Annotated in this window: 21 protein-coding genes and 1 tRNA gene; 19 read left to right on the top strand and 3 right to left on the bottom strand. The window is 46.7% G+C overall.

All coding sequences use genetic code 11. From position 1 onward, the window contains the following. Together KRX19_05505 and KRX19_05500 are read left to right on the top strand one after the other, a co-directional pair. Positions 1-867 (top strand): hypothetical protein, encoded by an 867-nt coding sequence (locus tag KRX19_05505; protein MBV7434480.1) that lies wholly within the window; start codon positions 1-3, stop codon positions 865-867. Between the two features lie 102 nt (positions 868-969). Continuing rightward, entirely contained in the window at positions 970-1,548 is a 579-nt protein-coding gene (locus KRX19_05500) for a hypothetical protein (protein MBV7434479.1), read from the top strand. 66 nt (positions 1,549-1,614) lie between these two features. Here KRX19_05500 and KRX19_05495 read toward each other — a convergent pair whose 3' ends face one another. Further along, positions 1,615-2,253, bottom strand: coding sequence for a LexA family transcriptional regulator (locus KRX19_05495; protein MBV7434478.1), 639 nt, complete (start codon positions 2,251-2,253; stop codon positions 1,615-1,617). Between the two features lie 120 nt (positions 2,254-2,373). Here KRX19_05495 and KRX19_05490 point away from each other — a divergent pair, with 120 nt between their 5' ends. Then, positions 2,374-2,544, top strand: a complete 171-nt coding sequence (locus KRX19_05490; protein MBV7434477.1) for a ribbon-helix-helix domain-containing protein — start codon at positions 2,374-2,376, stop codon at positions 2,542-2,544. A gap of 70 nt (positions 2,545-2,614) precedes the next feature. Continuing rightward, on the top strand, positions 2,615-3,532 hold the full coding sequence (locus KRX19_05485; GenBank protein ID MBV7434476.1) for a phage antirepressor N-terminal domain-containing protein: 918 nt from the start codon (positions 2,615-2,617) through the stop codon (positions 3,530-3,532). 63 nt (positions 3,533-3,595) lie between these two features. On the opposite strand, the gene KRX19_05480 is transcribed toward KRX19_05485, so the two are convergent. Then, complete coding sequence (locus KRX19_05480; GenBank protein MBV7434475.1) at positions 3,596-4,231, bottom strand: helix-turn-helix domain-containing protein; 636 nt, start codon at positions 4,229-4,231, stop codon at positions 3,596-3,598. A 112-nt stretch (positions 4,232-4,343) separates the two neighbouring features. On the opposite strand from KRX19_05480, the gene KRX19_05475 reads away from it, so the two are divergent. The 15 genes from KRX19_05475 to KRX19_05405 all read left to right on the top strand — a co-directional run bounded on the left by KRX19_05475 (position 4,344) and on the right by KRX19_05405 (position 18,547). Continuing rightward, the gene (locus tag KRX19_05475; GenBank protein ID MBV7434474.1) at positions 4,344-4,514 is read left to right on the top strand and encodes a hypothetical protein; all 171 of its coding nucleotides are present in this window, start codon (positions 4,344-4,346) and stop codon (positions 4,512-4,514) included. Beyond that, entirely contained in the window at positions 4,495-5,334 is an 840-nt protein-coding gene (locus tag KRX19_05470) for a phage regulatory protein/antirepressor Ant (protein MBV7434473.1), read from the top strand. Before KRX19_05475 ends, KRX19_05470 begins: the two co-directional genes overlap by 20 nt. Next, positions 5,331-5,585, top strand: coding sequence for a hypothetical protein (locus tag KRX19_05465; GenBank protein MBV7434472.1), 255 nt, complete (start codon positions 5,331-5,333; stop codon positions 5,583-5,585). The genes KRX19_05470 and KRX19_05465 overlap by 4 nt, the downstream gene beginning before the upstream one ends. Positions 5,586-5,700: 115 nt before the next feature. Continuing rightward, the gene (locus KRX19_05460; GenBank protein MBV7434471.1) at positions 5,701-6,699 is read left to right on the top strand and encodes a transferrin-binding protein-like solute binding protein; all 999 of its coding nucleotides are present in this window, start codon (positions 5,701-5,703) and stop codon (positions 6,697-6,699) included. A gap of 98 nt (positions 6,700-6,797) precedes the next feature. Then, positions 6,798-9,695: a tape measure protein gene (locus tag KRX19_05455; protein MBV7434470.1), complete on the top strand. Its 2,898-nt coding sequence runs from the start codon at positions 6,798-6,800 to the stop codon at positions 9,693-9,695. Between the two features lie 156 nt (positions 9,696-9,851). Next, positions 9,852-10,037, top strand: a complete 186-nt coding sequence (locus KRX19_05450; protein ID MBV7434469.1) for a hypothetical protein — start codon at positions 9,852-9,854, stop codon at positions 10,035-10,037. Next, on the top strand, positions 10,034-10,480 hold the full coding sequence (locus KRX19_05445) for a hypothetical protein (GenBank protein ID MBV7434468.1): 447 nt from the start codon (positions 10,034-10,036) through the stop codon (positions 10,478-10,480). Before KRX19_05450 ends, KRX19_05445 begins: the two co-directional genes overlap by 4 nt. Before the next feature lie 70 nt (positions 10,481-10,550). Then, entirely contained in the window at positions 10,551-10,883 is a 333-nt protein-coding gene (locus KRX19_05440; GenBank protein ID MBV7434467.1) for a phage tail protein, read from the top strand. Beyond that, the gene (locus KRX19_05435; GenBank protein ID MBV7434466.1) at positions 10,880-11,485 is read left to right on the top strand and encodes a phage minor tail protein L; all 606 of its coding nucleotides are present in this window, start codon (positions 10,880-10,882) and stop codon (positions 11,483-11,485) included. The genes KRX19_05440 and KRX19_05435 overlap by 4 nt, the downstream gene beginning before the upstream one ends. Then, entirely contained in the window at positions 11,485-12,171 is a 687-nt protein-coding gene (locus tag KRX19_05430) for a C40 family peptidase (GenBank protein ID MBV7434465.1), read from the top strand. The genes KRX19_05435 and KRX19_05430 overlap by 1 nt, the downstream gene beginning before the upstream one ends. Further along, positions 12,171-12,893 (top strand): tail assembly protein, encoded by a 723-nt coding sequence (locus KRX19_05425; protein ID MBV7434464.1) that lies wholly within the window; start codon positions 12,171-12,173, stop codon positions 12,891-12,893. The genes KRX19_05430 and KRX19_05425 overlap by 1 nt, the downstream gene beginning before the upstream one ends. Positions 12,894-12,895: 2 nt before the next feature. Further along, complete coding sequence (locus KRX19_05420; GenBank protein MBV7434463.1) at positions 12,896-16,240, top strand: DUF1983 domain-containing protein; 3,345 nt, start codon at positions 12,896-12,898, stop codon at positions 16,238-16,240. Positions 16,241-16,274: 34 nt separating this feature from the next. Beyond that, the gene (locus KRX19_05415; GenBank protein MBV7434462.1) at positions 16,275-16,601 is read left to right on the top strand and encodes a hypothetical protein; all 327 of its coding nucleotides are present in this window, start codon (positions 16,275-16,277) and stop codon (positions 16,599-16,601) included. Between the two features lie 2 nt (positions 16,602-16,603). After that, positions 16,604-17,827: a tail fiber protein gene (locus tag KRX19_05410; GenBank protein ID MBV7434461.1), complete on the top strand. Its 1,224-nt coding sequence runs from the start codon at positions 16,604-16,606 to the stop codon at positions 17,825-17,827. Positions 17,828-17,836: 9 nt separating this feature from the next. Then, the gene (locus KRX19_05405) at positions 17,837-18,547 is read left to right on the top strand and encodes a tail fiber assembly protein (protein ID MBV7434460.1); all 711 of its coding nucleotides are present in this window, start codon (positions 17,837-17,839) and stop codon (positions 18,545-18,547) included. Between the two features lie 590 nt (positions 18,548-19,137). Here the strand turns inward: KRX19_05405 and KRX19_05400 are convergent. Continuing rightward, a tRNA-Arg gene (locus tag KRX19_05400) sits at positions 19,138-19,214 on the bottom strand. Positions 19,215-19,256: the final 42 nt, after the last annotated feature.

Here is a 19,256-nt window from a genome sequence, read left to right as displayed (position 1 = left end):
ATGTCTGCATTTTTTTCTGGTCTTTTATTACTTTATATTTTAGCGATTGGTTATCACTACGTTAGTTCATCGCCAATCCAAAAAATGACCCTTAAGAAAGGGACTAACCAAGAAATTTATGCATTGATAGTCATGCATGGCATGAGACTCACGTATAAAGGTTTTCGTAAGTCACTACAGGTCTTCTTTTTTATATTAACGGTTTCTCTTTTCCTCCTGTGGGCTTACAAAACTGTTGAGCTTTTTTTAATATCTAGAGAGTACGAGATATTAGTTGCACCCAACGTATCAAATGTAAATTACATTTCAAGTAAGATTCAGGTTTTTTTGAGTGCTCTAGGCGTTAAAAATGCCCCATCATTTATGCTAAAAATTATATTTGTGCAATTTTGCATTGATGTATGCTTTCGTACGGCTTCGATTTGCAGGGAGCAGATAGACGAAGAGAAGGTTATTAGCAATGACTATAAATTATTATTCAAAGAAGTAAGTGAGAGAGCAGATAGTCTGCTGCTTTTTCTTTTGGAAAGTATAGATAAAAAGAAACTGGTTAAAGTTTCTTTGGTGTCAGGAAGATTCTATATAGGGATGGTTGGAATTAAAAAATTATCTCGTCTTGATCTGGCATATATTTCAATAATCCCGTTTAAGAGTGGTTATCGGCGCGAAGACCAAACCCTATCATTCAATGGCAACTTCATAAGTTTATATGAAAAAAATGGTATTTTGGAATGGGACGAAGGGGAACCCCAAATTAAAGATGACGAGAAATTAGAAGAATTTCAGTATGTTCTACCAATCAAAGATATTCAAAGTCTTTCATATTTTGATAACGACATTCACAACCACATTATCAAGACATCTTAAAGTTGAATAAATAATTTAAACGAAAACCCTGCTCCGGCAGGGTTTTTTATTGCTCATCAATAATGCTATGCTGGTCATTACTCATAATTTTGGCCTATGATCATGAAGAAAATATTGTTAGTTGTTGGATTCCTTGTGATGGCTGGTTGTAACAGCGTGCCGCCTTTGAATTTCAACCCCAATGAAGAAGACATACAAGTTGAAAAGACGCAAAGGCTGGATGCTTCGTTGAAGACAATTACAGTATCAACTGCAAAACGCGATGAGCAGCTGGGTAAGATTGATGTTGGAATTGCTGGGAATGTAAATGATGGGTCGTTGAAAGGTGAATTTAAATCGGCTTTAGAAGAAGCCTCGATTAGATCACGGTTATTTAGCGATATGAGTGATAGAGGAGTAAGCATTTTCGCAAAGATAATGAAGCTCCAAACCCCTCAATTTGGCTCTAACAACTTCCCAACTGATGTTATTGTTCGATACGAAATCATGGACAGAACTACTGATGAAATTATCTATGACCAACAAATAAAATCTCACGGTGAAGTCCCGTTTGGATATTCCATGATAGGTGGGCGCAGGTACATTGAGGCGCGGAATATTGCGATGCGCAGGAATATTGTTAACTTCATTAACGATTTAAAGAGCAGAGGCCTGAAGCCATCTGCAAAACAGGCTCAGTAATAGCCTTTATTGTATATTTTGTTTATTCGAAGCCGCTTGCTTGTCAGGCGGCTTTTTTGTGTGCGGTCAAAATGTTTTGATGCTAAATCGGCCTAGAGCTTTGCCAATAACCTTCATTTCTTTAGCTTCTTCTTTAGTGATGATCATGTCTGTGAAGATATCGCCTGCATCGCTCTTAATGACATATCCACCTTGCGGTCTTATATGAATTCGTTTCAAAAAAACTATATCGCCAGCGAAGTTTTGGAATAAATAAATAGCAAGATCGTCTTTAATTGTGGTTTCAGAAAGGTCAATGATGACATCATCACCATGATCAATAGTAGGCGACATGGAGCCACTTTGCTGATGGAAAAGTGCAAGGTTATTTGGCCGACCAAAATATTTCCTGATTAGGGTTTCTGGGAAAGGTGTGTGTTCGTTGCTGATCTGACCCGAATCAGATATATGAGGGAGAGCAATATATTGGTTCTTTAAGTCATTTACATCTGTGAAGTCAAAGTCAGTTAGCAATTCCTCGGAGTGTATATGTAATACTTTAGCAATCCGATCAAGATCATCTTTATCAATCGTGTTAGTTTTGCCAGACTCAAGTTTACTTACCCATTGTGGCGTTCGCCCAACAGCTTTTGCTAAGTCAGTTTGTGTTAGGCCAGCCTCAAGTCGTTTAGATTGAAGGCGATACCAAATAATATTTTTCCGCATATTGTTTATATTCAATAAGTTGTATTATACAACGATGTTAAACGTTGTAATACGTTGTAAGAACTGTTTTAATAAACCTGCTCATAAAGAGCAAGTCGGAATAACCAAAGGAGTAACATTATGCGACACCTTAATGATCGAATCCTAGTGACAATGCCATCGGAAGTAAAGAATTGGTTAGTCGAGTACAGCGAAAAGCACGACCGACCGCTTACTTACGTCGTCCGTAAGGCCATTGAAGCATTTATTAATCAGGAGGAAGCGAGTGACAAGAATCCAATCACCCAGTAACAAAAAAGGCCACAGCAGTTTGGCGACCCTGTGACCTTTAACAATCCCAACTCTAAAATAAGGAATCGTTATGACTAATTATAGCATCCAAACCGTAGATTTCCACGGTCAACCACTTTTAACCATTGAACAAGATGGCACTCATTACACCGCTATGAAGCCAATTTGTGACAATATAGGGCTACAGTGGGACGCTCAATTTCGCCGTATCAAGCGTGATGAGGTATTGAGCGAAGGTATTGCCATCATGGCAATACCTTCTGGCGGAGGTGAGCAAAAAATGCTTTGCTTACCAATCGAATACTTGAATGGCTGGTTATTTGGCATTGACGTAAAACGTGTTAAAGCTGAAATTCGCGAAACCCTGATTATGTATAAGCGCGAATGTTACCAAGCACTGTATAACTACTGGCACAAAGGACAAGCAACAAACCCTCGGTTTGAGTACAGCGTGAATCCAAGTGACACCCTGACACTTGAACAAGGTGATGCACTACGTGACATGCTTCGAGAAACTGCTGAAAAGTTGCCAAAGGCGTCACAGGGTAAATTTATGGTACAGGGCTGGTCGAAGCTTAAAGCACATTTTGGAGTTAAGTATCGAGATATTCCACAGTCAGAATATGCTGAGGCACTTTCAATCATCAGCCGCCATTCTGTAGAGGCATTACATGGTGAACTTTTACCACGCCAAGAGAACCAATACACTGCTGAGAAAGCGAGAGAGTTGCGAGTTAACGGCATTTACCTGCTAGACAGTGGATTTGCGCAGTACAAGGAACAAAGCGGACAAATACGCAAGGCTTGGGATATGGCCGCTGATATGTCCATCATGGCTGAGCGGATTATGAGGCTACTCGGAACAGCAACGCACAATGGCGCTCGCGTTTACACCGCACTATCAGAAGCGCAGTTCAAACTGTGCCATAACGACGAAGAGCGTAGAGAAGGGCGAGAGAAAGCAGCTGAATGGTTTGCCTCTCGGTAAAGACAACAGATTTTAACCAAGCCTCGACGAAAGTCGGGGCTTTTTTGTAAGTAACAAAGCCCCCTATAGCATGCCAATAAGCGATACAGCAGTGGCTATTATCGTAAAGTCATCTGTGATTATCGGATAGCGTGGGTTGAGCGGCTCTAGGTATCTGTTTGTACCTTCGATAACAAGTTTCTTGAAAGTTGCCTCATCGAGCTTATCGAGCTTAGCTAAAACCAGTTGGCCTGAATCAGGGTTTTTGTTAGCGGCGTTAAATATTACGTAGCTACCACTCGGTATATGGTGGGGGTCGGCAGGATTTTCCATGCTTGTTCCTTCAGAAACCAGCGCAAAACATTGGTCTTTGTAGTCATAGACTGTAGGGAACCAGCGTGTATTTTCATCTAGGTCTAGGTCATTAATGCTTGTAAACGATGCTGCTTGTTCCATCGTGATTAGTGGGGCGAAAGAAAAAAATTGTTTCTCTTTCATCCCGCTGCCAGTAAGAAGCCATTGCTGTGTAACGCCAAGGGCATCTGCTATTTCGATTATGTAGCGAGAGTTTTCAACTTTGTCTTTTTCAATAGTATTTAGTGCGGTGTGCGACATGCCGACCTTTTCAGAAAGATCACGAAGCGACATATTTAATTCAAGTCGGCGCTGTTTTATACGTTGACCTAGGCTCTCATGGGGGCGTGTATCGTTGAGGCTCATAAAAATTCCTGTAAAGACTATTTACATATAAAATAATATTTGTAATACTTGTAGTACAAAATCTAGTAGTTAATAGACTTTGTTTTAAAAATTCTACCACACGGAGCCTACTATGGAACAAAAACAGGTTAACTCATCATTCTTGATCGACAAAGATTTGAAAGTTTTTTTGAAAATTCATTCAGCAAAGAACGGGAAGTCCATGTCTTACTATATAAATAAGATGCTTAGAGAGTTTGCCGAAGCCGAAAAGGAGGCTGATAATGGGAAAGCAATCGCATAGAAACGAAAAAGGCCGCGGAGTCGCCAAACTTGCCGCAGCCTCATTAGAACCATATAGCAAAGGAACTAACATGAAAGATGATAGCAAACTTACGGTGAATATTCCATTAATCAGCATTGTTAATGATGAGCCTACTACAACCTCGTTGGCAATTGCTGAAGGTACAGAGGTTCAACATAAAAATGTGATGGAACTCACACGGAAATATTTAGAGGATTTACAGCTTTTTGGAACTTTGGCGTTTGAAACGCGGAAGTCCGGAGGGCGTCCAACAGAATACGCGATTCTGAATGAGCCGCAATCAACTTTACTTATTACCTATCTGAAGAATACCGAGATAGTTCGTAAATTCAAAATGTCATTGGTTAAGGCATTTTTTGAAGCACGTGAACAACTTCGTCATCGTTTCGATCCAGCACAGATGTCTCGTAGTGAGATTCTTAGGATAGCGCTTGATGCCGAGGAAGAAAAACAGAAGTTGGCGGCTCAAATAGAGCTTGATAAACCAAAAGTTCAGTTCGCCGAGCGCCATGCTCGCGCTGATGGTTGGTTCTGCCTTCGTGATGCGGCTAAGCAGGCTGGATTGCCCCCTAAAAGGTTTAATTTGCTGCTTCATGAACACGGATATATTTATCGCTCACCTAGTGCTGGTGTTTGGTTGCCGTATTCGTCTGCTACCCAAAAAGGTTTACTGGATGTCAAATCGACAACAATTGCGAGACCCGACGGAACAGAAAAAGTAACTCAGCAGTGCATGGTTACAGCCAAAGGATTGCAATACTTCCAGAACAAGTTTGCAACCGAGGAGGCGCCAGTATGAATATCATCGACACCCTCCCATATCTAGCCGTGGTTTTCCTTCCAGTGCCACCAACACCGGAGGCGCTGGAAGCTGGTGCTAGCTGCTTTGTGAAGCGCTTGGTCGGTGAGTACTACGATGCAAGTACAGCTGATGAAAAAGCGTATAAAGCCGCTGTCGAACATGGTGCAGACGGCTATAGCGTGGTTTTCCCATCACTTGATGATGACTATAAAGCACTGAGAGAGAAACTTAAGCCACTCGTAGCGTGAAGTAACAACAGGATTTTAACCAAGCCTCGACGAAAGTCGGGGCTTTTTTGTGGACTTTACTGAGGAACTGGACTAGCATTAACCGAATTTAATAGCGAACTCAACGGAGTATATAATGCAGATTAAACAAGCGATTCTTTCAGCGTTCATAATTATGGGCGTAAGCGCATGTGGCGGTAGTAGTGGTGGCAATCAGGTAACAGCGGGTCAAACCAAGCCCGCTACTGTCAAGCCAGCTGATCCAGTCAAGCCAGCTGATCCAGTCAAGCCCGCCGGACCTACGGAGCATGAATTTGGACTGACACCAAAAGATATTGAACTAGCAAAAAGTACATCAAAGGATATTCAAGTATCATCACAAAATCAGATGAAAGGAATTTTGGCAGGAATACCTTTGGCAAGTCTGCAAAGCGGCAAAGTAGAAGATTTACGCTACGAGAAAATTAATGATATAGGCAAAATGCATGTCGGGACCTCATTAGGCCCAATTATTGTTCCAATTGGAAATGGTAATTCAGGCATCAATATCGTCGAGAATTATAATGCCGCTGATGCATCATATCGCTACTTCATGGTAAGCGATGATAGCTATAAATCAGTTCAATTTGCGCATGCACTAAATACAAGCCCGAACCAGATTGTAGGAAGCTTCTTCCGAGGCAGTACTACTCCAGAAAATATGATGCCTACTGCTGGTAAAGCATCTTATGTTGGACAGACAATTGTTGCCATGGGTTCGGATTATTCTAAAGCGCCTATGATAGGTGCTGTAAAAGCGGATGCAGATTTTGGGGATAAAACACTAGGGTTCAATATAGATATTCCCGGTAAATTTAATGCTTCCCTCGATGCTAAAATCATTGGTAGTGTATTCGCTGGTGTAGATGGAAATAAAGAAATTCAAGGCATATTCGCGGGTGATAATGCTAGTGAGCTAACAGGCCAATATTTGGATTCTGATAAGAAAGTCCATGCTGTGTATGGGGCAAAGAAAATTATCCAACCAACAGATGATCTTAATGTTCAGGACCCGAAGAAATTAGTTGATGATATGAATAAAGAGTTATTGGAAAGCGATTTAGGTAAAAAGCTAATTGACCAACTTTTAAACTAATTGTGTTGGTTTTCAAAGTTGTAATTAAGCCGCCTTCGGGCGGTTTTTTATTGCCCGCTATATGCGGGTTTTTTTATGCCTTAAATTAAGGAGAGAAAATGGAAACGGCTACGCTGAGAATGTTGGTTGATAGCACCGGTAGCGAAGTGGCCGCTCGCAACCTTAACCGAATGAGTGAGGCGAGTAACAGAGCTGAACACAATGTTAATCGGCTAGGGCGCGAATCGGTACAGGTCAGTGAGCAGTTGCGAAGGCTGGCAAATATAATGAAATTGGTTGCTGGTAGCTATATTGCAAATGAAATCTTGCGCATGGCCGATACGATGAAGCAGGCAGAAGCGCAGATAAAGCTTGTCACGAAAGCTACGGATGACTACCGCAAAATCATGAATGACGTAATGCAGGTAGCTAACCGTACATATTCAAGCTTTGACAGTATGACCAGCTTATATACCCGTACCAGTCGTGCTATGAGCCATTATGGGAAGTCGGCCGAAGAAGTCCTCAAATTTACTGAATCAGTAGCAAATGCGATGCGTATTGGTCGTGCATCTACATCTGAGCAGGCCGCGGCAATGATGCAGTTATCACAGGCACTGGCATCAGGGCGTTTACAAGGGGATGAATTCCGTTCACTCATGGAAACTGCGCCAATACTGATGGAACAATTAGCCAAAAGCTTAGGGCTAACTACTCATCAGTTAAGGGTTCTGGCCAGTGAAGGCAAACTTACTACTCAGACCATTTACAAAGCTATTCACGGTAGTGCTGCTGAACTTGCAGAAATGGCCAGTAAAATACCACCTTCGTTCGGTGAAGCCATGCAGGTGCTATTTAATAATCTCACGGTGCTTGTTGGCGAGCTGGATAAAGCGACTGGGTTCACTGATTCATTATCAATTTCCATTGTATGGTTAGGCAATCACCTCAAGGATATTGCCTTTGTTTCAGGCGCTGCAGCCATTGGCTGGCTCACTGGCATGATAGGGACAATAGGAGGGGCAACAGGTGCAGTTGGCCTGTTATCAGGTGCATTCGCCACACTCACCAATGTCATGCGCACTAATCCATTTGGTCTTGTGCTGGTTTCTGTAGCTACGCTGATTGCCTATCTTGGTGAAACAGGTGATGCGCTCTACCTACTTGGAAGCATTGCATCGAGTGTAGCTGCTGGCTTTGCTGCTGTTTGGTACGACGCAGCGATGGTGTTCAATGAACTGTGGAGTACGGCCAAAACAGTATTCTCCAACATTGAAAAGAATGCTCAAAGCAGTGCTTCTAATTCAGGAAGTAGCTTTAGTGATTTCTTCGAGAGTACAGGGGGAGGCTTTTGGGGTGTTATAGAAACAGCTGCAACTGTATTTGATATGCTGGCCGCAGTTACAAGAACAACCTACAGCTACATGTTTAGCCTTATCGAGGGTTTTGGCAAGTCTGTTGGGAATGTATGGAACAACATCAAAGTATCCATTCTTGAAAGCGTCAAAGGGTTTTTAGATGGAATCATAAATGGACTTAATCAGCTACCTGATTGGATGCTGCCGGATGGGGGGATAGGTCCGGTCAATATTTCAACGGGTACACGTGTTGAAGACGCTTTTAAACCCTTTAATGATGTGTCATTCGATAAAGTCATGGAGGATGCCTTCCTGCTACAGTCAAGCGAAGGTATGGCTGCTGCTGTACGCCGTTTGAAAGAAGAGCAAGAGCAGCTGAAAAAAGCCAAAAAAGAAGCTACTGGAGGACGTAGTAATAATCATGGTGATCTAATTGAGGATATTGGTGGGAGAAGCAAAACTGGCAAGAGTGCAGCAGAAAGAGCACTGCAAGACTTTCACCGTCAACTATCTTCAATGGTTCAGGAGGCAATGCAGCTAAGTGATACTATCGAGCAAATGCAGATGAACAACGGTCTTGTATCTGCTTTCCATCAAGTCACTGACTTGCAGATTGAGATGGCTGCTAATGCTGAGAAGTACAAGAACTACACCCAAGAGCAGACTAATGCCTTGCTTGAGCAAGCCGGGGTGCTCGATAGATTGGCTGAAAAGAAAGCGGTTATGGAATTCGCTACAGAGCATAAGCAGCGCTTGGATGACATGCGCTTTGAGATTGAGCTAATCGGCAAAACAGCAGAAGAGATTGACCGCCTGCGCTTCATCCGCGAGTTAAACCTCGATGCACAACGCAGAATGGCTGGTGCATCAGAAGAGGGGAAAGCAGCGATTGAAGCGGAGATTGATGCGCTGGCTGGTTTGCGAGATGAACTTGAGCGACAACGGGCTGCGCGTGAAGCCGCTATTAATGCAGATTGGTTGGGTGGCGTTGAATCAGGTGTCAGGCAGGCTTATGAGCAGTTTGGGTCGCTGAATAAACTGATGGAAAGCGGCACTGTACGCGCACTAAATACCGTGGGTGATGCTTTCGGTGATTTTGCAACGAAAGGCAAAATGGATGTTCGCAGCATGACAATATCCATTCTTGAGGACTTTGCCCGCATGTTTGCCAAGATAGCTGTAATGAAAGCTGCTGCTGGTCTTTTAGGCAGCTTTGGGGGCAGTGCTGCAGGTAGCTTTGCCGGTATTAGTGCTGGTGCTTCCGGTTATGCTGGTATGAGCACAATGCCAACGTTTGCCAACGGTGGCGCATTTAGTAACGGCGTAGAGTTTTTTGCAAATGGCGGCATAGTTGACCAGCCAACATTGTTCGGCATGTCCGGCGGTCGCAAAGGCGTCATGGGTGAAGCAGGCGCAGAAGCGATCATGCCACTGTCACGAGGTCGAGATGGCAAGCTGGGCGTTAAATTCGACGGCAACGGGGGTCAGCAGGTCATCATCAATCAAACCACTATCATCAATGCCGACGGTAGCAGTGAATCAGACGCAGACGGCGCGCAGCAGGTAGCAACGGCGGTCAAAATGATTGTCTCGGATGAATTACAGCGAGAAATGCGCCCGGGCGGCAAGCTGAACGAAGCAATTAAGAGGATTAAATGAAGATGTCATATCTGAAACATCGGTTTCAAAATTTACGCTTTTCGCAAATCGTCATGTAAAATACGTTGAACAACTGAGCACATCCGCTTATCGTTTGTATACATAAGAGAGCGCTATAGCTTGTATTACAACAGTAAAAGGCCTAAGGAGTTAACCATGGAATTTGTTTATCTACCTAAGAAAAAAGAAAAGGTCTCTGCTAGAAGACTGTTAAGTGAAGACCTCCAAAACAACAAAAACGTCAAATCTGTAAGGTTTAACCCACCAGTTGTTGGTAAAAAAGGGTTTGGAAGTTTCGAGGTTGAATATAAGAACCCAGTGCTGAGGAAAGTACTTGCATGAGCAATGACAATGATCTGAATCCAAACGACCCAGAACAGAGGGAGATATTCCAACAGTTTCTAGAATCGCAAATGCGAGAAATGGAAGTAAAGCAAGCAGAGCTAGAGAATGAAAAGCAGCTTGCTGTCCTTCAGGAAGAGACAGCGCGCGAGAAAATTAAAAGCGATACGCATATAGCAGAGACATCTATTGCGGCTCAGCTAGAGTATGAAAAAGAAAAGATGAAGACTGTAAGAGAGATGCAGTCCACAGAAAAAGGGGTTTGGGTTTTACTTATAGCAGCTAGCGTAATAATTATTTGCGTTGCATTGTTTACGGATAATGCCAAAGAAGCTTTTCAGTTTCTTACCTATGGAGTTAGTGCAATTGCAGGATATTTTGCAGGTGTCGCAAAAACAAAGTCTGGACAAACCATTAAAGAATCAGAGAAGACGGACGAATAGACTAAAAAACAAATTTTATTAAAAAAGCCGCTAAAAAGCGGCTTTTTTAATGCCTGAAATAAGGAGAATCATGGACACATTTAACTGGAAAGTAGACCTCGCAGGCGCAGGGCGAAAATCTGCGAAAGCAGCACGCGTGGTCAAATTTGGCGACGGCTACGAACAGCGCCAAGCGGATGGCATAGCACCACCGCTGAAAACGTGGTCAGTAACAAAGACGGCAAAGAAAGCCGAAGCTGACGAAATAGAAGCTTTTTTGCTGCGCCATACTGTCACACCATTTTACTGGCAACCGGACGATGTGGACGGTAAATATGTACTCGATGAAGGCGGCGTTCAGCGCTCATTCCTCGGCGCTGGGTGGTGCAGGCTGTCATGGACGGCTCGCGAGGTAAGAGCATGAGAAACGTACAACATCCCGAGACGCTGGCCGATCTATCGCAAGATGCGCTCATTACCCTGTTTGACATCGACCTGACAAAAGTCAACGGCGGCATCACGTATTTTTGCGACAAATTGAACGAGCGCAACGAGCCGATGATTTGGAAAGAGCAGGTTTATACGCCTTACCCGATCATTGCGCGAGGGTTTGAGGTTAGAGGTGATGGGCCATCAGGACGGCCAACACTCACAGTATCAAACCTGCTGGGTTGGGTTACTGGCGCAGTAGCGGCGTATGACGGCATTGTCGGCTGTAAAGTCACTCGCCGTCAGGTGCAAGCACGTTACCTCGACCCGATGAACTTTATCACCGAATCTAATCCTGATCATGATCCGCTAGCTGAGTTTGTAGACCGCTGGACGATCAACCGATTAACGTCACTGAACAAAAACAGCGCCACATTTGAACTAGCATCACCGAGTGAGACAGATAACGCGGTATTACCAGCGCGGCCAGTGCTTGCCAATGTGCGCCCATCGTTGCAAGAGTTGAAGCAGAAGTACGGCAAGACGGCGGTTTTACCGTATCGCGGCTTCCCCTCTGTCAATAAACGAGGTAGCTAATGACACCAGTTGAACACGCGAAAGCATGCCAGCCCGCCGAAAGTGCGGGCTTTTTTGTGGGTGATGAATACGTGCCTTGCACCAATGTTGCTGATGACCCTGTAAACAACTTCAGGATTGCGCCGAGCGAGTGGCGGCCTGATGCGGATGCGATTGTCCACAGCCATCCTGACGGCTACCCGTGGCTATCGACAGCAGACAGAGTACAACAGCACCGCACAGGGCTTGATTGGTACCTAGTCGTCGGTGATGAGTTAAAGCATTTTCGCTATGCGCCTTTGTTACGCGGACGTCAGTTTGATTATGGTCGTTTCGACTGCTACACGATTGTCCGCGATGCGTACATGCTGTGCGGCATTGAGCTGATCGACTACCAGCGCAAAGGGATGCGTGAGGAAATTGCCGACAATGCTTTTGTTGTCAGTATGCCGAAAACAGGATTTTATGAGGTCGAGGACGGCATCCAGCCCGGCGATGTTGTGCTGAGCAATGTTGCAGGGGTAGCAAACCACGCCGGAGTTTATTTGGGCGACGAGCGAATTTTGCACCATCCGGCGCGTCAGCTGTCACGAGTCGAGCAGTTGGGCGGCTTTTGGCACAAATCAATCCACAGTATTTGGCGACACGAGCAATGGGATAAAAGCATGATCGAGGCGATCGAGAACGACGTGAAGGAGATTATTTAATGGCAACCGTGGTTTTTTACGGAGATTTACGCGAGCGTTACGGCTCGCGTTTTGATTTGTGTGTTGAGACAGCGGGCGAGGCAATCCGCGCACTGTATATGCAGATCGACGGGCTAAAGCAGCACTTAATCAAAGGCGCGTATTTTGTGCGCGTGGCCAAGAACAACGTCACAGAGAGTAATGCAGAGGATCGATTGCACGGCAAACTCAATGATGATGACGTTATACATGTTGTGCCTGAGGCCGCTGGTGGGGGGAGATTTGGGCAGATTATCGCAGGTGCCGTATTAATAGTCGCCGGCTATCTCGTGACTGGCTTATCGTACGGCTGGGCTGCCCCCGTTGGTGGTGCAATGATTAATCTAGGTATAGGTTTAATCGCTGGCGGTGTCGCGCAATTGCTGATAAAACCGCCATCGTACGACACCAAACAGGGTAGCGACAGCAGCAAATCATCCTCGTTTACCAACCTCGACAACATTAGCCCGCAGGGCGCACATGTACCCGTGGCATACGGTTATTTGGAGGTCGGAAGTGTCGTCGTGTCTCAATCAATCGAATCATACGATCTCAAAGAGCAAGCGGAAAAGCCGACGGGTGGATACAGTTATACGCGGCAATATTTCGCGCCGACACCAGTTGATGGCTCGCATGTGCCGGACTACAGCGATGATGATGTACGTGCGCATAATTATAAATTAGTAGTGGCAGAGGAAGAATAATTATGGGTAGCAAGGGTAAAAGTGGCGGTCAGCGTACACCGAGCGTAGCGCCGATCAGTTTAGAATCTGCGCAGCGGCTCAAAATTGTTGATTTGATCTGTGAAGGCGTCAAAGATTTAGAACATCCGATCAGCGCTAAAGATGTCTTTTTAGACGGCACACCCCTGCAAAATCAAGATGGCACGTACAACTTCGAGGGCGTGGAAATATACGGATTACCCGGCACACCTGATCAAGATTATCTGCCTGATTTTGAGACGTCAGATACAGTAATACGTGTCGGCACTGAGGTCAAACAATCACAGCCCGTCACGCGTACGATCACAGACCCCAACATCGACCGCATACGCATCACGTTAGGGTTGGGAGGTCTAGAAAGTGTCACTGATGACGGGGACACGGTAGGACGCACAGTAGATCTTGCTGTTACAGCGACAAAAGGCGCGCAAAAAATCACTAAAGAGGTGCAGATCAGTGGGCGCACAAATGGCGCGTATCATCGTGATGTTGTTTTAACAGAGTTACCCACTGCGCCATTTAATCTCACGGTTAGCCGTGCAACGCCGGACAGCGACGACAACCGGATCAGAGACAAAACCCACTGGGTGAGCTATGTTGAAAGCATCGATGCAAAATTAAACTACCCTGACAGCGTTGTTGTCGGGCTAAAAATTGATAGTAAGTTATTTGGTGGCCGCGTACCACGGCGCACTTATCGCAGCCACTGGACAACCGTCGAAGTGCCAAGCAACTACAACCCTGATACGCGCGATTATGACGGCGTGTGGGACGGTAAATTTAAGCGCGCGTGGAGTAATAACCCGGCGTGGATTTATCGTGATCTTGTGCTTAATGATCGCTACGGACTGGCGCGTTTTAGAGATGACGTCACCGTTGATAAGTGGTCGCTGTACGCTATTGCTAAATACTGCGATCAGTTAGTAGACGATGGCAACGGCGGGCACGAGCCGCGCTTTGTGTGCAATGCGTATCTGACACAGCCGCGCGATGCGTATGACGTGTTGTCAGACCTCGCATCTTGCTTTAGAGGGATAACCTTTTTTGACGGATTGCAGCAAGTCGCAGTGCAAGACACGCCACGTGATCCGGTAGCAATCTACACTAACGCGAATGTGGTTGAAGGATTGTTTGAGTACTCGGGCGTCGGCTACAAAGACATCGTGACTGCGTGTATCGTCAAATTTGCCGATGAAAAAAACAGCTATTTAACTGACAGCGTACAATATCAGGATGATGCGGCAATAGAGCGTTTTGGCTACAACGTCAAAACCATGACCGGATTTGGCGTCACGTCACGCGGGCAAGCGCAGCGAGTGGCGAAGTGGTACGTTGAAACGTCACTGCGCGAGCGCGAATCTGTGCAGTTTTCGGTAGGTCGCGAGGGCATCAAACACCTGCCTTACGACATTATCCGTATCGCGGATAACGACTATGCAGGTACGCAGCTCGGTGCGCGTGTTGTGTCCGTGTCTGGCACTCGCGTCACACTCGATAGAGAGATAGACACTACAGCCGAGCGTATGCACTATCTCGACAACAACGGTAAAGAGCGTTATCGCAGCATCAATAGTGTGGATGGCGCTAAATTGACGTTGAGTAGTGCGCCGACTGATCTTAACGAGCTTGGTGTGGTCAGTATCTCATTAGCCGAAACCGCGCCACGGTTGTTTAGAGCGATCGGCATCACAGAAAACGACGACGGCACGTACACGATCAGCGCAGTCACGCATGACGCGCAGAAAGAAGCTGTTGTTGATGCGGGAGCACACAGACAAGAGGACATCGCGGCGACGCGCCACGGTAAACCGCAGGTATACAGCGGAAGGATTGAGCGGGACGGGCAGACGCTGACGCTACGCTGGGAGGCCATTGGCTCAGGTGGTGTAGTCGATTACGTCGTCAAAATCTATCGCGACGGTGAACTGTACAAAACGATTGTCACGGATGAGACGAGCATAGAACTGACGGGGTTGCCACTTGGCGACTACCGCGCAGAAATACGCGCTCGCGACGTCAACGGAGGCATGAGTGACGCTATCGAGCAGGCATGGTCGCTCAACTACAACATCACAGCATTGCGTGCTGTAGGCAAGGTATTCTCTATTGAGCTGCGCTGGCAGCCGCCTGCAAATATCGTTACTGACGCGTGGATCGAGCTGTGGTACAGCGAGACTAACGAGATCACAGACGCACAACGGCTCGCGCGTTTGCCGTATCCATCATCGCAATACACGATGTCTAACGTCAGTATTGAGGAGGAGTGGTATATCTGGGCGAGGATGGTCGATGCAGCGGGCAATGTGGGAGAGTGGACGCAATCAGTACACGCACAGCCGAGCCAAGATCCTGCACCAATACTGGCGCAGATCAACGGGTCAATAACATCAAGCGTGCTCTCTCAAGAGCTAATACAGCAACTCAATGACAGCACCACAGATGATCGGCTAGACAGTACGTACACAGTCAAAGTTGCTGATGTTCAGGGCGACCGCAAAGCGATAGCGGGCATCGCGCTTGGCGCATCGGCGGCCAACAACACAGTTGAGAGCACCGTGCTGGTCATGGCGGACAAATTTGGCGTTGTTAAAAACGAGAACGACGGCGGCGTAACGCCAATGTTTGCGGTCGTTGATAACAAAGTGGCTGTCAATGGCGATCTGATCGCTGATGGCTCAATACTCGGGCAGCACATAGCGGCCAATCAAACGATTAAAGCGCCGTACATAAAGGGTGGCACACTTACCACGGGTGATAATTTTAGCGTTAACAGCGCCGGACAGTTGACGGCTAAAAATGCCAATATCACAGGCCACATCACGGCAAACTCGGGGTTGTTCAAGGGTCGTATTGAAGCGACTGACGGCTATTTCGGCGGCAGAGTGTGGGTTAATAAACTAGAGGGCAACATCACGGACTTGCGCCAGTTTACGAAGATGTGGCCGCGACAACAGATACACGAATGGGTAGATGCGTCGAATAATGTCAATTGGCACAGAGTGCGTGTCTATCGACTAGAGATAGAGCCGCAAAACTATAGCCGCATCATTATATTTTTAGGCAAATATGGCGTACATGAGCGCAGCAGATCGTTCCGCGCCAATTATCTCGACCGAGGTCGGTCAAGCCCGTACATCTCATTGCTAGGGACGGGGGGCTACGGTCAGTTCGATGAGTTTCCACGGCCCGTTGTAGAAACGCTGCCAGCAAATACGGGGCGTACGTATTTCCTCACGATGGATACGCCGCAAAATGACTCGGCGAGTTATGACGCACTGCGAGATGAAACACCGGACATCGATGTGTTAGCGCTGATATTCAACAAGTAACGCCCGCATTAGCGGGCTTTTTTATGGAGCAAGTATGGATCATAAGAGCATTAATTTATACCGCGGAGACGACACGCAGATACAGTTTGTCATACACGGTGACATCGTACTAACGGGCGCTCAGCTCGACATGCACATCAAAGCAAACGACAGCGACGATGTCATAGAGCTATCAACGACAAGTGGCACGATCACGATTGACGATGCAACGACATGCACTGCGACAATCGCACACGCAGTAACTAAAGATAAACAGTGGCGCAACGGTCTGTATGACCTGCAAATGACCAAAGACGGCAAAATCACAACGCTGGTGCGCGGCTCGGTTAGTTTGCAACACGACATCACAATCACGGAGTAATTATGCAAACCATACACGTTAATTTAGACGGCACGTCACTAACGCCGCTGCGCATTGACACATGCGCAACTGATCAGCATATCGAGTTTGCGATTAAAAGCGTGACTGATGATGATCTAAACACGTTGCCACTTGGGTTTTACGCGCAACACAACTCAGGTGATGCGACTAAAGCACGGCATTATCCTGTCAAACGTGCGGGCGGCTTGATCTCATTTGGCGACAGCAAATCACAAATATATCTCGATCACGACCACAGGCTGTGGGTACGCGCAAAGGGCGGCATCGGCTGGCAAGATTGGACGAGAGTAAACGGTGCGGGAGCTGACGGATATGTATTTACGCCGCACGTTAGCCCGGATGGAGAGCTGACGTGGACTAACACGGGAGACGCCGAAAACCCTGATCCGGTTAACATACGTGGACCCGTTGGCCCACAAGGACCGCAAGGACTACAGGGGCAACGCGGACCACAAGGCCAAAAAGGAGATACAGGCGACGTTGGACCACAGGGGCAAAAAGGCGATCGCGGGCTGAGAGGTGAAAAAGGTGAAAAGGGAGAGCAGGGCGAACGAGGCGAAAAGGGTGAACAAGGTGAGCCGGGACCACGGGGGCAAAAGGGCGATACGGGTGACGTAGGTCCTCCCGGACCTCCGGGCGACGCAGCATCAATACCGTTGTCGTCATCGGTCAGTAGTAACAGTACATCGACGGCCGCTAACTCTCGTGCTGTAAAAATTGCGTACGACAAAGCAGCATCAGCAGCCCCGCCCGGAACTATCATGTTTTTTGCAGCAAGCAGCGCACCACAGGGGTGGCTTAAAGCAAATGGCGCAGAGGTGTCTATGGCGGCATATGCAGATTTATATAATGCAATCGGTACTAAATTTGGGTACGCAACTGGTGCTCGGTTTAGATTGCCAGATCTGCGCGGTGAGTTTATACGAGGGTGGTCCGACGGGAAAAACGTTGACGTTGGTCGTGAGTTAGGGTCTGCTCAGGACGACGCGATGCGTAATATCAAATGGTCTGTCGGTGGTGTGGGAGTAATTGGCAATTGGGTGTCCGGAGATATAAAAACAACATATTTTACAGATTCTGGGATGTCAAACGTGCAGCCGGGAACGCGATCAGATATTAATTTTGATCTCTCTAAAACAGGCATGCCAACCGCATTTGAAATACGACCGCGCAACGTGGCACTTTTAGCCTGCATCAAATATTAGGAGTGATCTATGCAAACTAAAACAGTCTGTCAGCTAGACAGCAACAAATATTTTGTGAGTACAACAATCGCAGACAAAGACCCGCTTGATGCGGGTTTTTTAATACCTGCTGGCTGTATCGATACAGCACCGCCAGAACAGCGAGAAAACAAAGTTGCACAATGGGACAGTGAGAAGTGGCACTACGTGTCAGACTATCGCGGGCAGACAGTCTATAGCACTGATGATGGCCGAGAGATTGCTATTACAGAGATCGGCGAATTACCGGATAACACGACAACTGAGCCACGTCCCACGCAATATCATAGCTGGCAGGGTGGTGCATGGACGCTCACTGATGATGCTATAGAGCAGCAGCTATCAGATGCCAAGACGGCAAAACTAATCGCAGTGGCACAATCGGCACAGCGGTTTATCGCAACTGTTACGCGATCAGAAACGGTGCCGGAATTTGAGCGTTTGACGTGGCCAGCGCAGGCGCGAGAGGCCGAGCTGTGGGCGGCTGATAATAGCGTTGAAACACCGACACTGGCGGCTATTGCAAACCAGCGGGGCGTTGATCTCGATGTGCTGCGTGAAAAAGCGCTGCAAAAAGCGCGAGCTTATCAGACTCTAGTAGCGACAATCGCGGGGCAACGCCAGAGGATCGAAGATCAGATCAACGCTGCACAGACAGTCGCAGACGTGGACGCAATAGATATCAATTTTACGGTGTCATGATCTACGTTGCGCTTTATCACTACAGAGAGCCGCTTTCACGAGCGGCTTTTTTACGCCGCGCGATACATGAGATCACATGTTTTCTAACTCGATCTCGTTACTCGCATGCTGAGTTAGCTATTAGAGACGGCGCCGAGTTTATTTGTTACTCAGCATCAGGACGTGATGGCGGTGTCAGACGTAAACGTATGCCATTGCCGCCTGAGCGCTGGTATTTAGTACGCGTTAATGCAGATGTGGCACAGATACGGCGGTTTTATGACATGCACCGAGGTGCTAAATATGATTGGCTCGGATCACTCAGAGCAGTAGTACCGTGGATGCGGCAATCGCATGACCGCTGGTACTGTAGCGAGTACGTAGCGGTAGCACTGGGGTTATCTGATGATGTTGGACGCAGTCCGCAGTCATTGTATGAGTGGTTAGAGTAGGGTTACTTTGTCTTTCATGGCGTGTTACTCCGCATGATTTCATAGACATTATAGATAGGGTTGGCACAGGTGCGTTCGAACCGATTGCACCAAATTTGCACCAAATTTATTCTATGCAATAAAAAAGCCCTGAATATACAGGGCTTTAATATTTTGTGCTGGCCCGCCCGAAGGGATTCGAACCCCTGACCTTTGCCTCCGGAGGGCAACGCTCTATCCAGCTGAGCTACGGGCGGAAGGCGCGCATCTTAGCACATTGAGTGTATGCGCGGAAAGAT

It is taken from the genome of Cardiobacteriaceae bacterium TAE3-ERU3, from assembly GCA_019218315.1.
Taxonomy (GTDB): Bacteria; Pseudomonadota; Gammaproteobacteria; order Cardiobacteriales; family Cardiobacteriaceae; genus JAHUUI01.
This window is presented reverse-complemented; position numbering and strand designations above follow the sequence as displayed.